This is a genomic window from Streptomyces sp. Act143 (assembly GCF_003143935.1).
In the GTDB taxonomy this organism is placed as follows: domain Bacteria; phylum Actinomycetota; class Actinomycetes; order Streptomycetales; family Streptomycetaceae; genus Streptomyces.
Genome location: NZ_QFRX01000001.1, coordinates 1950571 through 1963724, shown reverse-complemented (window position 1 = coordinate 1963724; position 13154 = coordinate 1950571). Strand labels below are relative to the sequence as shown.

The window sequence follows — 13154 nt, the reverse complement described above, 5'->3', positions numbered from 1 at the left end:
CCCCCTCAAACTCTCCGACTCCCCCACCCGCATCACCCCCTCCCCCCTCCTCGGCCAACACAACGAAGACGTCTATGTCCGTGAACTCGGCCTTTCGCAAGACGAGTTGCCGCTGCTCAAGGCGCAGGGAGTGATCTGATGCCGATCATCGACCGGCTGGTGAAGGCCAACCGTGAGTACGCCGTCGGTTTCACCGACCCCGGTATGGACGCCCGCCCGGTACTGCGCGTGGCCGTCGTGGCGTGCATGGACGCCCGGATCGACCTGCACGCCGCGCTCGGCCTGCAACTCGGCGACTGCCACACCATCCGCAATGCGGGCGGGGTCGTCACCGACGACACCATCCGCTCTCTGACGATCAGTCAGCGGGCCCTGGGGACGCGCAGTGTGGTTCTCATCCATCACACCGCGTGCGGCCTCCAGACCCTGACGGAGGACTTCCGGACCGAGCTGGAGATGGAGGTCGGGCAGCGCCCCGCGTGGGCGGTGGAGTCCTTCCGGGACGTCGACCAGGACGTACGGCAGTCCATCCAGCGCGTGCGTACCTCGCCGTTCCTGCCGCACACGGACGATGTGCGCGGCTTCGTGTTCGACGTGACGACGGGCCTGCTACGGGAGATCGGCGGGGAGGGCGGCCGGGCGGCCCCGCCCCGCTGACGCCGTCACCGCCGCGATCTGCGCGCAGTAGAAGTCGGTCGTGTTCCGGGTGTGCCGGCGCATGAGGTCCTCCGCCCGGTCCGCGTCGCCGTCGGCGACGGCTTCGATGATCAGGGCGTGCTCGTTCCAGGCGTCCCGGCCGCGGGGCTTGGCGATCGGCATGTAGTACCAGCGGACCCGTCGGTCGACCTGCGGGATGAGCTCGGCGAGGACCGCGTTGCGGGAGAGCAGGGTGATGTGGCCGTGGAGGTCGGCGTTGGCCTCCACGATCGCCCGGGCGTCACCGGCCGCGAGGGCGGCGACGCCCGCCCGCTGGAGCTCCCACAGCCGCGCCTCGTCGAGCGGAGTGGCGTGCCGGGCGGCATCACGCGCCGAGCGGGTCTCCAGGAGGGCCCGGACGCTGAGGAGTTGAGCGCACTCCTCGGCCGTGGGGGAGTGCACGAAGGCGCCCTGGGAGGGGCGCAGGTCGACCCAGCCGGCGGTGTGGAGGCGCTGGAGTGCCTCGCGTATCGGCTGGCGGCTGGCGCCGAGCTGCTCGGCGAGCTCGGCCTCGACGAGATGCCGGCCGGGCTTGAGGGAGCCGTTGATGATCAGCTCGGTGAGGGCGTCGTAGACGGCCTGGCGGAGCGGTGCGGGTCGCGCGATCGGGCCGCGGGCTGCTGTCACGGCGGGTGTGTCGGGCATGGGCCCTCTCTCCCTCGTGGAAGTGACAAGGAATTTCCCGGCCCGAACCTCTGGTGCCGGGACACGGATGCAGAATACTGTATGCAATCACGGTCCAATAGTGGATCAGCAGCCACTCCTGAGGGGGTCGCCCCGTGTCGTACCGCACCGCTCTGTCAGAAGTCCTGACCAGTGTCGTCGCCCCCGCCGCCGAACCGACCCGCTCGCAGGGCAGGTTCCCGCGCGCCGCGGTCACCGCGCTCGGGCACGCCGGGCTGCTCGGACTCACCGTCTCCGGCGCGTACGGCGGCGGGGGGCGGGGGTTGCCGGAGGCCGCGGACGTGGTGGCCCGCACCGCGCGCGTCTGCCCCGCCACGGCGGCCGTCCTCGGGTCGCACTACGCGGCGGTCGCCGTCGTCGAGGCGTACGGCGGCCCGTGGATGCGCGCGGAGATCGTCGCGGGGCGTCATCTCAGCAGCCTCGCGCTCGCGGAACGGGAGCTCGAGAGCGACAGCGGGCTGCTCACGCCGTCCTCCGGCGCCGTGCGCTCCGGGGACATCGTCGCCCTGCGGGCCCGCAAGCACCAGGTGGTCGCGGCCGGGGAGGCCGACAGCTACGTCTGGTCCTCACGTCCGCTCGCCGCGCCCGACGGGCTGACGCTGTGGGGGGTCCCGGCGCACGCCCCGGAGCTGTTCGTCCCGGCCCGGCCGGGTGGCGCGGGGCCGTACGGCAGCGGAACGTCCACGGTGTTCGCGGACCCGGTGCTGGTCCCCGCCGACGCGATGCTGGGCGCGGACGGCGAGGGCCGCGACATCGTGCTGCGCACGGTCCTGCCGTGGCTGCTCGAACTGCGGGCCGCCGCGGGTGCCGCGGTCCCGGACGCGCCGGTCGTCCACGTCTCCGGCGGGCCGGTCCGGCAGCCCGCCGACTTCCTGGCACCGTCGTGAACTCCCATGGAGGAGGCGCGGGTTGGGTCAGCCCTGTCAGCCCTGTCAGCCCTGTCAGCCCTGTCCGGCCTTGGCGCCGATCTGCCTGCGGTAGAAGTCGGCCGTGCGCTCGGCGTGCCTGTGCATCACCGCACCCGCCCGGTCCGCGTCGCCCTTGGCGATGGCCTTGATGAGCTGGGCGTGCTCGTTCCAGGCCTCCTTGCCGCGGGGCTTGGCGATGGGGGTGTAGTACCAGCGCACCTTCTGGCCCACCTGTCCGAGCATCTCCGCCAGTACGTCGTTGGCGGCCACGGAGGTGATGAACGAGTGCAGGGCCGTGTTGGCGGCGACCAGCCGCTCGACGTCGCCCGCGGCGAGCGCGTCGACGCCGTCCTGCTGGAGCTCCCAGAGGCGTTCGACGTCCGCGGGCTCGGCGTTCCGGGCGGCGAGCTGTGCCGAGTACGTCTCCAGGACCGCGCGCACACCGAGGAGTTGGGCGGCCTCTTCCTCGGTGGGGGAGTGCACGAAGGCGCCCTGTGCGGGCCGCAGGTCGACCCAGCCGGCGGTCTGGAGGCGCTGGAGGGCCTCGCGCACCGGCTGGCGGCTGACCCCGAGGTGCTCGGCGAGCTCGGCCTCGACGAGATGCTGGCCGGGCTTGAGGGAACCGTTGACGATCAGCTCGGTGAGGGCGTCGTACACGGCCTCGCGCAGGGGTGCCGGGCGGGTGACCCGCCGGGTCGCAGCGGCGGTGAGTGCCTCGCGCATGGTTGTCCTGTTCTGCCGCTGAGGGAGGGTCCGCCGCCGCGTGAGGCGGCCGACGGCGGCCTCAGGATACAGGTTTTGGTATGCAACATGGCGGGGCTCGTGAGCCGACGGTCCACACCTCCCGGACTCCGATGCCCAGGCTCTTTACGACTGTCGTCTGTATACAGAAGTCTGTATGGGGTATTGTCTCAGTCTCCTGCAACCCTCGCCGGGGACCCGTGTGACGGAAGGCGAAGCGATCATGACGACCAGCGGGAGTGAAGTGACGGTCGAGAGCGTGGTCCGCAGGGTGGTGGCCGGCCACCGGGGCCAACGCGGCGCCCTGCTCCCCGTACTGCACGCCGTCCAGGCCGAGTTGGGCCATGTGCCGCAGGAGGCGATCCCGGTACTGGCCGACGAGCTGAACCTCTCCCGGGCGGACGTCCACGGAGTGGTCACCTTCTACCACGACTTCCGCCGCGCGCCCGCGGGCCGCACCACGGTCCGCATCTGCCGCGCCGAGGCATGCCAGGCACTCGGCGCCGACCGCCTGGTGAGCTACGCACGCGAAGCCGGACTGCCCCTGGGAGAGACCACGGCCGACGGTGCGGTCACCGTCGAGCAGGTCTTCTGCCTGGGCAACTGCGCACTGGGGCCGTCGGTGGAGGCGAACGGACGGCTGTACGGACGCGTCGGCCCGGCCCGCCTGGGCTCGATCCTCAACGGGACGGTCTGATCATGACGAACACCACCACCCACGCCACGGCCACGGTCTACGTCCCCCGCGACGCGGCGGCCCGCTCCGTCGGCGCCGACGAGGTCGCCGACGCCCTCCAACGCGCCGCCGGCCGCGGGGACTTCGCCATCGACGTCGTACGCAACGGATCGCGCGGCATGCTCTGGCTGGAGCCGATGATCGAGGTGGCCACCCCACGGGGCCGCGTCGGCTACGGTCCCGTGGCGCCCGAGGACGTCGACGGACTCCTCGCCGCCGGCCTGCTCGACGGCGCGGACCACCCGCTGTGCCTAGGCCTCGTCGACGAACTGCCCTGGCTGGCCCGGCAGACACGCGTCACCTTCGCGCGGGTCGGCATCACCGACCCCCTCTCGCCCCGCGACTACGTCGAGCACGGCGGCCTCAAGGGACTGCGTGCCGCCCTCGACATGGCACCGGCCGACGTCGTCGCCCAGGTGACCGAGTCCGGGCTGCGCGGTCGCGGCGGCGCCGGATTCCCGGCCGGCATCAAGTGGAAGACGGTGCTGGACTGCGCCGACGAGCTGAAGTTCGTCTGCTGCAACGCCGACGAGGGCGACAGCGGGACCTTCGCCGACCGGATGGTCATGGAGGGCGACCCGTTCCTGCTCATCGAGGGCATGACGATCGCGGCGCACGCGGTCGGCGCGAGCGAGGGGTACGTCTACATCCGCTCCGAGTACCCGGACGCGATCGCCACGCTGCGCGAGGCCATCGAGATCGCCCGCGCGCAGGGCTGGCTCGGCAACGGCGTCCTCGGTTCACCGCTCGACTTCGACCTGCACGTACGGGTCGGGGCGGGCGCGTACATCTGCGGCGAGGAGACCTCCATGCTGGAGAGCCTGGAGGGCAAGCGCGGCACGGTCCGCGCGAAACCGCCGATCCCCGCGATCGAGGGCCTGTTCGGCAAACCGACCGTGGTGAACAACGTCCTGACCCTCACCACCGTCCCGGTCGTCCTCGCCGACGGCGCGAAGGCCTACCAGGACCTCGGCGTGGGCCGCTCCCGCGGCACCCAGGTCTTCCAGCTCGGCGGCAACATCGCCCGCGGCGGCATCGTGGAGACCGCCTTCGGCATCACCCTGCGCGAGCTGATCGAGGACTACGGCGGCGGCACCCGCACCGGGCGCCCGGTGCGGACCGTGCAGGTCGGCGGGCCGCTCGGGGCGTATCTGCCGGAGTCGCAGTTCGACCTGCCCATGGACTACGAGGCGTTCGCCGAGGCCGGGGCGATGCTCGGGCACGGCGGCATCGTCGTGTTCGACGACACCGTGGACATGGCCGCGCAGGCCCGCTTCGCGATGGAGTTCTGCGCCGAGGAGTCCTGCGGCAAGTGCACGCCCTGCCGGGTCGGGGCCGTGCGCGGGGTCGAGGTGATCGACAAGATCGTGGCCGGCACGCACCGCGACGAGAACCTCGCCCTCCTCGAGGACCTCTGCGACCTGATGACCGACGGTTCGCTGTGCGCGATGGGCGGGCTGACCCCGATGCCCGTGCGCAGCGCCCTCACCCACTTCCCCGACGACTTCCTCGGCGGCCGCCGGCTCCTGGAGATCCAACCCGTGAACACGACTGGTGTGAGGACGGAGGGCACGGCATGAGCCTCCTCAAGGAACCCGACTACGGAACCCCGCAACAGCCCGGCCCCGCAACGGTGTCGGTGGAGATCGACGGCCTGCCGGTGACCGTCCCCGAGGGCACCTCGGTGATGCGCGCGGCGGCCGAAGCGGGCGTCGACATACCCAAGTTGTGTGCCACCGACAGTCTGGACGCCTTCGGTTCCTGCCGGTTGTGCGTGGTCGAGATCGACGGCCGCCGCGGCACCCCGGCCTCCTGCACCACCCCCTGCGCCGAGGGCATGAAGGTGAGCACCCAGACGCCGAAGGTGGAGAAGCTCCGCCAGGGCGTCATGGAGCTCTACATCTCCGACCACCCGCTGGACTGCCTGACCTGCCCCGCCAACGGCGACTGCGAACTCCAGGACATGGCGGGCGTGGTGGGCCTCAGGCAGGTCCGGTACGGCTACGAGGGCGCCAACCACCTCGACGCCGAGAAGGACACCTCCAACCCCTACTTCGACTTCGACCCGGCCAAGTGCATCGCCTGCTCCCGTTGCGTCCGCGCCTGCGGCGAGGTCCAGGGCACGTTCGCGCTGACCATCGAGGGCCGCGGCTTCGACAGCAAGGTCTCGCCGGGGGCGGGGGAGTCCTTCATGGACTCCGAGTGCGTCTCCTGCGGGGCCTGCGTCCAGGCCTGCCCGACCTCCACGCTCCAGGAGCGCTCGGTCGTCGAACTCGGCATGCCCACCAGGTCGGTGGTGACCACGTGCGCGTACTGCGGGGTCGGCTGCTCCTTCAAGGCCGAGCTGCGCGGCGACGAACTCGTGCGCATGGTGCCGTACAAGGACGGTGGCGCCAACGAGGGCCACTCCTGTGTGAAGGGCCGCTTCGCCTTCGGCTACGCCACCCACCCCGACCGGGTCCTCAAGCCCATGGTCCGCGACCGGATCACCGACCCCTGGCGCGAGGTCGAGTGGGACGAGGCCATCGGCACGGTCGCCCGCCGCATGCGCGAGATCCAGGACCGCCACGGCGCGGGCGCGATCGGCGCCATCACCTCCTCGCGCTGCACCAACGAAGAGGTCTACGTCGTCCAGAAGATGGTCCGCGCGGCCTTCGGCAACAACAACGTCGACACCTGCGCCCGCGTCTGCCACTCCCCGACGGGCTACGGCCTGAAGCAGACCTTCGGTGAATCGGCCGGCACCCAGGACTTCCGTTCCGTGGCGCAGGCCGACGTCATCATGGTCATCGGCGCCAACCCCACCGACGGCCACCCGGTCTTCGCCTCCCGGATGAAGCGCCGGCTGCGCGAGGGCGCCGAGCTGATCGTGGTCGACCCGCGCCGCATCGACCTGGTCCGCTCGCCGCACATCGAGGCCGCGCACCACCTCCAGCTGCGGCCCAGCACCAACGTGGCCGTGGTCAACGCCATGGCGCACGTGGTCGTCACCGAGGGCCTGGTCGACCGGGATTTCGTGGCCGCGCGCTGCGAAGGCTTCGACGACTGGGCCGAGTTCGTCGCCCGCCCCGAGAACAGCCCGGAGGCGGTCGAGGACATCACCGGCGTACCGGCCGCCGAACTCCGCGCCGCGGCACGCCTGTACGCGACCGCGCCCAACGGCGCCATCTACTACGGCCTCGGCGTCACCGAGCACAGCCAGGGCTCGACCATGGTCATGGGGATGGCCAACCTCGCGATGGCATGCGGCAACATCGGTCGCGACGGCGTCGGCGTGAACCCGCTGCGCGGCCAGAACAACGTCCAGGGCTCCTGCGACATGGGCTCCTTCCCGCACGAACTCCCCGGCTACCGGCACGTCTCGGACGACGCGGTCCGTACCGTCTTCGAGAACCTCTGGGGCGGAACCCTCCTCGCCGAGCCGGGACTTCGCATCCCCAACATGTTCGACGCTGCCATCGACGGCAGCTTCCGCGGCCTGTTCGTGCACGGTGAGGACATCGCCCAGTCCGACCCCAACCTGAAGCACGTCACCGCCGCCCTCGAGGCCATGGAACTGGTCGTCGTCCAGGACCTGTTCCTCAACGAGACCGCCAAGTTCGCGCACGTCTTCCTGCCGGGCGCCTCCTTCCTGGAGAAGGACGGCACCTTCACCAACGCCGAGCGCCGCATCAACCGGGTCCGCGCGGTGATGAAGCCCAGGACCGGCAAGCACGAGTGGCAGATCGTCAGCGAGATCGCCACCGCCATGGGCTACCCGATGGCGTACGACCACCCGGGCCGGATCATGGACGAGATCGCCGCCGTCACCCCCACCTTCACCGGCGTCTCCTTCGAACTGCTCGACAAGCTCGGCAGCGTGCAGTGGCCGTGCAACGAGGAGGCCCCGGAGGGCACGCCCGTCATGCACGTGGACGAGTTCGTGCGCGGCAAGGGCAGGTTCGTGGTCACGTCGTACGTGCCGACCAACGAACGCAGCACCCGCCGCTTCCCGCTGGTGCTGACGACCGGCCGCATCCTGAGCCAGTACAACGTCGGCGCGCAGACCCGCCGTACCGGCAATGTCGCCTGGCACCCCGAGGACATCCTGGAACTGCATCCGCATGACGCGGAGGACCGAGGCATCAGGAACGGCGACATGGTCACGCTGGCCAGCCGGGTGGGACAGACCACGCTGCGCGCGGAGATCTCCGACCGGATGCCGACCGGGGTCGTGTACACCACCTTCCACCACCCGGTGACCGGTGCGAACGTCGTGACCACCGAGAACTCCGACTGGGCCACCAACTGCCCGGAGTACAAGGTGACCGCGGTGCAGGTGGGCCTCGTGACGGCGGTGGACTGAGATGACGTCGACCGGGCCGGCCGAGCACAGGATGGCGAACGACATCGCCAGGAACCTGGCACACCTGCCGGAGGAGGAGGCCGCCGAGGCGGTGGCGGGTCACATCGGCCGCTTCTGGGACCCCCGCATGCGCGCCAGGCTCTACGAGCACGTGGACGCCGGGGCGGAGGGGCTGCACCCCCAGGTCGTGGCCGCGGTGCGGCTCCTGCGCTGAGGCGGGGCCCGCGGTCGCGTCTCCGGCCGCCCGGGACTGTACACGTCGAACGGATACTGCATACAGTATCTTCGTCGGCCGTCTACAGCCCCCGGGCCCGCCCGGCGAGAGAGGAGTCGTTCATGCTGTTCCGGCAGCTTGAGTACTTCGTGGCGGTGGCCAGGGAGCGGCACTTCGCCCGGGCGGCCGAGTCCTGCTACGTGTCGCAGCCGGCGCTCTCGGCGGCGATCGCCAAGCTGGAGCGGGAGTTGAACGTCACGCTCATCAACCGCGGCCACACCTACCAAGGACTCACCCCGGAGGGCGAGCGGCTCGTCGTCTGGGCCAAGCGCATCCTCGCGGAGCAGGACGCCTTCAAGGCCGAGGTGGCCGCGGTCCAGTCGGGCATCACGGGCACCCTGCGGCTCGGCACCGACCCCACCGCGTCGACGACCCTGGCGCTGCCCGTCGCCGCGTTCTGCGCGGCGCACCCGCTGGCCAAGGTGCAGGTCCGCTCCCGGCTGTCGACGAAGGAACTCCACCGTCAGTTGCGCGACTTCGAACTCGACGTGGCGATCGCCCACTTCGACCCCGGCGACCAGGAGGGCCTCCAGGTCGTCCCGCTGTACCAGGAGCGCTACATGCTGCTGGTGTCGGACGACCAGCCGGTCGCCCAGTCCGCCACCGTCACCTGGGCGGACGCCGCCCAACTGCCGCTCGCCCTGCTGACGCCCGACATGCGCATCCGGCAGATCGTCGACACGGTCTTCGCCGAGAAGGGCTTCGGGGTGACCCCGCAGATCGAGACCGACTCGATCGCCTCCCTCTACGCCCACGTGGGCGGCGGCGGTTGGGCGAGCATCGTGCCGCACACCTGGCTGCGGGCGATGCCGGTCGCCGGCCGGACCCGGGCACTGCCCCTGGTCGACCCGGCGGCCGGGGCCCAGGTCTCGGTCGCGATCCACGCCGGAACCCCCGGCTCGCTCGCCGCCCGCGCGTTCGTCAACGCGGCCACGGGCCTCGCCCTGGACGACGTCTTCGCCCGTCCGCTGCCGCCCACCGAACACCTCGTGCGCGCCGTCCCCTAGGGCCTGTCGTCAAATTCCCGCCTGCCCGGCGACGCCTGGCACGCGCGCTCGCCGCGTTGCCGGAGCGCCCACGTGACTCCGCCACGCGGGCGCTCCGGCGCCTTGCGATCGCACGCACCAGACGCCGCCGGGCCCGCCCTCCGGGCGGACGACGGGAATTTGACGACAGGCCCTAGCGCTCACGGCGCGTACCGCGCCTGGACGGCCTTCCGGTCGAGCCCTCCCTTGGCGGTGTACGGCAGCGCGTCGACCACTTCGAGCCGGTCGGGCACCTCGAACGGCGCGAGCCGGTCACGGCAGTACCGCAGGACCTCCGCCGCGTCCACGCTCTCGCCGTCCCGCACCACCACGGCAGCCCCCACCCGCTGCCCGTACGTCCCGTCCGGTACGGCGAACACGGCCGCCGCAGCCACCCCTGGGCACCCGGCGAGGATGTCCTCCACATGCTCGGGCGCGATCTTCTCCCCGCCGCGGTTGATGAGGTTCTTGATCCGCCCGGTCAGCGACAGATATCCGTCACCGTCCAGCGTGCCCAGATCACCGGTGCGCAGCCACCCGTCGACGAAGGTGCACGACGTCTCGTCGGGGTCGGCGAGATAGCCGCGGGCGACGGTGGGGCCGTGCACCCAGACCTCGCCCTCGACCCCCACGGGGCAGGGCCGTCCGCCTGGCCCGACGACCCGCACCTCGACACCGGTCGGCCGGCCGACCGACCCCTGCTTCAACGCCCCCCTGCCCGGCAGGGGTTCACTGGCCGCCTGGTGCGAGGACTCCGTCATCCCGTACGCGGACAGCAGGGGCGCGCCGAACGTGCGCTCCAACGCCCGCTGCGTGGCGGTGTTGAGCGGCGCGCTGCAACTGCGGACGAACTTCAGCGGCGGCGTCTGCGGGCCCGGGCACTCCTGCTCCGACCGGTCCAGCAGGATCTCGTGAATGGCCGGGACCGCGGTGAACCACGTGGCGCCCACCGCCCGCATGTCGTCCCAGAACGTCGTCGCGGAGAACCGCCCCCGCTCGGGCAGCAGGACACAGCCACCGCTCGCCAGCGAGGCCAGCAGCGCCGCGAACAGCCCGTGCCCGTGGAAGAACGGCATCACCGCGACCGTGGCGTCACCCGGCCCCAACTCGTAGGTGGCGCAGATGTTCCGGACGGACGCGGCGATGTTGGCACCGGTCAGCGGGACCATCTTCGCCCGCGCGGTGGTCCCGGCCGTGAACAGGACGAGGGCGTCGTCACGCGACAACTCCGCTGCCGCACCCCGCACGTGGGCCGTGCCGCCGACATCGAGCGTGACCGCGGTCGTGCCCGCACGGGAGACGTCGACGCGCAGGGGCCACTCGGGGCTCGACAGCCGGACACCGACGACGGGCGGCCCCGCCAGCACGCCCCGCGCGCCCAACGCGCTCACGCGCGCGTCGAGTTGCGCTCGGGGGAGCGCCGGGTCCAGCGGCGCGACCACCAGCCCGGCCCGCGCCGCGCCGAGCAACGCCACAACGAACTCGGCCGTGTTGGCGGAGAGCACCCCGACCGCGTCACCGCTGCGCAGCCCGGCGGCGTCGAGCCGGGCGGCCACGTCGCCGGCCAGGCCGGCCAGCGCGCGGTAGGACAGCTGCACCCGCTCACCGCCGACGACGAGAGCACGGGCGTAGGGGCGTTCCCGCACCTGCCGGTCGAGGAGATCGGCAAGACCCGTCGGCGTCGGAGGCCGGTACCGGTGCGCTTCGCGCTCGGACGCCGCGACCACAGCGGCCATGACCCCACCCCCTAGCCGCGGTTCCGATGAGAACAGTCCTCTGCGAGCCTGCGGCGACCCGCGTGAGGCGTCCAATACGCACTGCCGAACGGCCGATAGCGGCCGTCTATCGAGGCAGGTGCGACGCCGTTCGCCGGCCCTCGATAGATGTTGCTTATCGGCTGGTCGCCGATGGGTCTTGGACGCGGGCTGACCTGCTGCGGATGGTGAGAGGAGTAGCCGCACCGGCAGGACCTGCCCAAGGAGGACCCCGGACCATGACCGCCCCCTCGACACAGGAGACCGCGGCAGCAGCCGACGTGCCGACCGAGCTCACCGACGGGTACCACCTGGTCGTCGACGCGCTCAAGATGAACGACGTCGACACCATCTACGGGGTCGTCGGCATCCCGATCACCGACCTCGCCCGCCTGGCCCAGGCCCAGGGCATCCGCTACATCGGCTTCCGGCACGAGAGCAACGCCGGACACGCGGCGGCCGCCGCCGGCTACCTCACCAAGAAGCCGGGCGTGGCCCTGACGGTGTCGGCACCGGGCTTCCTCAACGGCCTCGTCGCGCTGGCGAACGCGACCACCAACTGCTTCCCCATGGTGCAGATCTCCGGCTCCAGCGAACGCCACCTCGTCGACCTCAAGCAGGGCGACTACGAGGAGATGGACCAGCTGGCCGTCGCGCAGCCGTTCGTCAAGGCCGCCTACCGCGTCAGCCGCGTCGAGGACATCGGCCGCGGCATCGCCCGCGCCCTGCGCACCGCGATCTCCGGGCGCCCCGGCGGTGTCTATCTCGACATCCCCGCCGCGGTGCTCGGCGCCATCATGCCCAGGGCGGAGGGCGCGCGGACGCTGAGCCGTCTCGTCGACCCCGCCCCGCGCCAACTCCCGGCCCCCGACGCGGTGGACCGCGCGATCGAACTGCTGGCCTCCGCCGAACGCCCGCTGGTGGTGCTGGGCAAGGGCGCCGCGTACGCCCAGGCGGACGACAAGGTACGGGAGTTCATCGAGTCGACGGGCATCCCGTACGTACCGATGTCGATGGCCAAGGGCCTGCTCCCCGACAACCACCCGCAGTCCGCGGCCACCGCCCGCTCCCTGGCCCTGAAGAAGGCCGACGTCGTCATGCTGATCGGCGCCCGCCTCAACTGGCTGCTGGGACATGGCCAGGCGGGCTGGAACCCGGACGCGAAGTTCATCCAGATCGACATCGACCCCAAGGAGATGGACAGCAACCAGCCCATCTCCGCGCCGCTCGTCGGCGACATCGAGTCGGTGCTCGACGCCCTTGCCGAACGCACCAAGCTGGGCCAGATCCAGGCCCCTTCGGCCTGGCGGGACGAACTGGGCGAGCGCTCCGCGCAGAACGTGGCGAAGATGGCCCAGCGCCTGGCGGCCGACCCGCACCCCATGCAGTTCATGGGCGCCCTGAAAGCCGTACGCGACGTCATCCGCACGCGTCCGGAGACGTACCTCGTCAACGAGGGCGCCAACGCCCTGGACATCGCGCGCAACGTCATCGACATGCACGTACCCCGCCACCGCCTCGACAGCGGCACCTGGGGCGTCATGGGCATCGGCATGGGGTACGCCATCGCCGCCGCCGTCGAGAGCGGACAGCCGGTCGTGGCCGTCGAGGGCGACAGCGCCTTCGGGTTCAGCGGCATCGAGATCGAGACCATCTGCCGCTACCGGCTCCCGGTCGTGACCGTGATCATGAACAACGGCGGTGTCTACCGCGGCGACGACACCAACCCGTACGACGACGCCCCCTCACCGACGACCCTCATGTCGGCCGCCCGCCACGACCTCCTCATCGAGGCGTTCGGCGGCAAGGGCTATCGCGCCACCACCCCCGCCGAGGTCACCGCCGCCCTCACCGAGGCCCTCGCCTCCGGCGGTCCGGCGCTCATCGACTGCGTGATCGACCCCTCGGCCGGCACCGAGAGCGGCCACATCTCGCACCTCAACCCCAAGGGCATCACCGTCGGCAACATCACGCCGGCCAAGAAGTGACCG

General features: G+C 71.5%; 11 protein-coding genes and 1 pseudogene. 9 read left to right on the top strand and 3 right to left on the bottom strand.

Annotated features, from left to right (window positions below):
- A pseudogene (locus DI272_RS08770) lies at nucleotides 1-139 on the top strand (formyl-CoA transferase); the annotation flags it as partial.
- The gene (locus DI272_RS08765; RefSeq protein ID WP_109494799.1) at nucleotides 139-657 is read left to right on the top strand and encodes a carbonic anhydrase; all 519 of its coding nucleotides are present in this window, start codon (nucleotides 139-141) and stop codon (nucleotides 655-657) included. The pseudogene DI272_RS08770 and the gene DI272_RS08765, both read left to right, overlap by 1 nt.
- Here the strand turns inward: DI272_RS08765 and DI272_RS08760 are convergent.
- Complete coding sequence (locus DI272_RS08760; protein WP_109494798.1) at nucleotides 610-1341, bottom strand: GntR family transcriptional regulator; 732 nt, start codon at nucleotides 1339-1341, stop codon at nucleotides 610-612. The two genes, DI272_RS08765 and DI272_RS08760, sit on opposite strands and share 48 nt — an antisense overlap.
- Nucleotides 1342-1475: 134 nt before the next feature.
- Here DI272_RS08760 and DI272_RS08755 point away from each other — a divergent pair, with 134 nt between their 5' ends.
- Nucleotides 1476-2267: an acyl-CoA dehydrogenase family protein gene (locus tag DI272_RS08755; protein ID WP_109494797.1), complete on the top strand. Its 792-nt coding sequence runs from the start codon at nucleotides 1476-1478 to the stop codon at nucleotides 2265-2267.
- A 54-nt stretch (nucleotides 2268-2321) separates the two neighbouring features.
- On the opposite strand, the gene DI272_RS08750 is transcribed toward DI272_RS08755, so the two are convergent.
- Nucleotides 2322-3011: a GntR family transcriptional regulator gene (locus tag DI272_RS08750; RefSeq protein WP_109494796.1), complete on the bottom strand. Its 690-nt coding sequence runs from the start codon at nucleotides 3009-3011 to the stop codon at nucleotides 2322-2324.
- 241 nt (nucleotides 3012-3252) lie between these two features.
- Here DI272_RS08750 and DI272_RS08745 point away from each other — a divergent pair, with 241 nt between their 5' ends.
- From DI272_RS08745 to DI272_RS08725, 5 genes are all read left to right on the top strand, one after another.
- Nucleotides 3253-3726 carry an NAD(P)H-dependent oxidoreductase subunit E gene (locus DI272_RS08745; RefSeq protein ID WP_109494795.1) on the top strand — a complete coding sequence of 158 codons (474 nt, stop codon included), beginning with the start codon at nucleotides 3253-3255 and terminating at the stop codon, nucleotides 3724-3726.
- A 2-nt stretch (nucleotides 3727-3728) separates the two neighbouring features.
- Nucleotides 3729-5345, top strand: a complete 1617-nt coding sequence (locus DI272_RS08740; protein WP_109494794.1) for an NADH-quinone oxidoreductase subunit NuoF — start codon at nucleotides 3729-3731, stop codon at nucleotides 5343-5345.
- The gene (gene fdhF, locus DI272_RS08735) at nucleotides 5342-8110 is read left to right on the top strand and encodes a formate dehydrogenase subunit alpha (protein WP_109494793.1); all 2769 of its coding nucleotides are present in this window, start codon (nucleotides 5342-5344) and stop codon (nucleotides 8108-8110) included. The genes DI272_RS08740 and fdhF overlap by 4 nt, the downstream gene beginning before the upstream one ends.
- 1 nt (nucleotide 8111) lies before the next feature.
- A complete protein-coding gene (locus tag DI272_RS08730) occupies nucleotides 8112-8324 on the top strand; it encodes a formate dehydrogenase subunit delta (RefSeq protein WP_258314493.1) in 213 nt (70 codons plus the stop codon).
- 122 nt (nucleotides 8325-8446) lie between these two features.
- Entirely contained in the window at nucleotides 8447-9391 is a 945-nt protein-coding gene (locus DI272_RS08725) for a LysR family transcriptional regulator (RefSeq protein WP_109494792.1), read from the top strand.
- Nucleotides 9392-9570: 179 nt separating this feature from the next.
- Here the strand turns inward: DI272_RS08725 and DI272_RS08720 are convergent, their stop codons facing one another.
- On the bottom strand, nucleotides 9571-11145 hold the full coding sequence (locus tag DI272_RS08720) for a FadD7 family fatty acid--CoA ligase (protein ID WP_109494791.1): 1575 nt from the start codon (nucleotides 11143-11145) through the stop codon (nucleotides 9571-9573).
- 257 nt (nucleotides 11146-11402) lie between these two features.
- Here DI272_RS08720 and oxc point away from each other — a divergent pair, with 257 nt between their 5' ends.
- Nucleotides 11403-13151, top strand: a complete 1749-nt coding sequence (oxc, locus tag DI272_RS08715; RefSeq protein WP_109494790.1) for an oxalyl-CoA decarboxylase — start codon at nucleotides 11403-11405, stop codon at nucleotides 13149-13151.
- Nucleotides 13152-13154 lie beyond the last annotated feature (3 nt).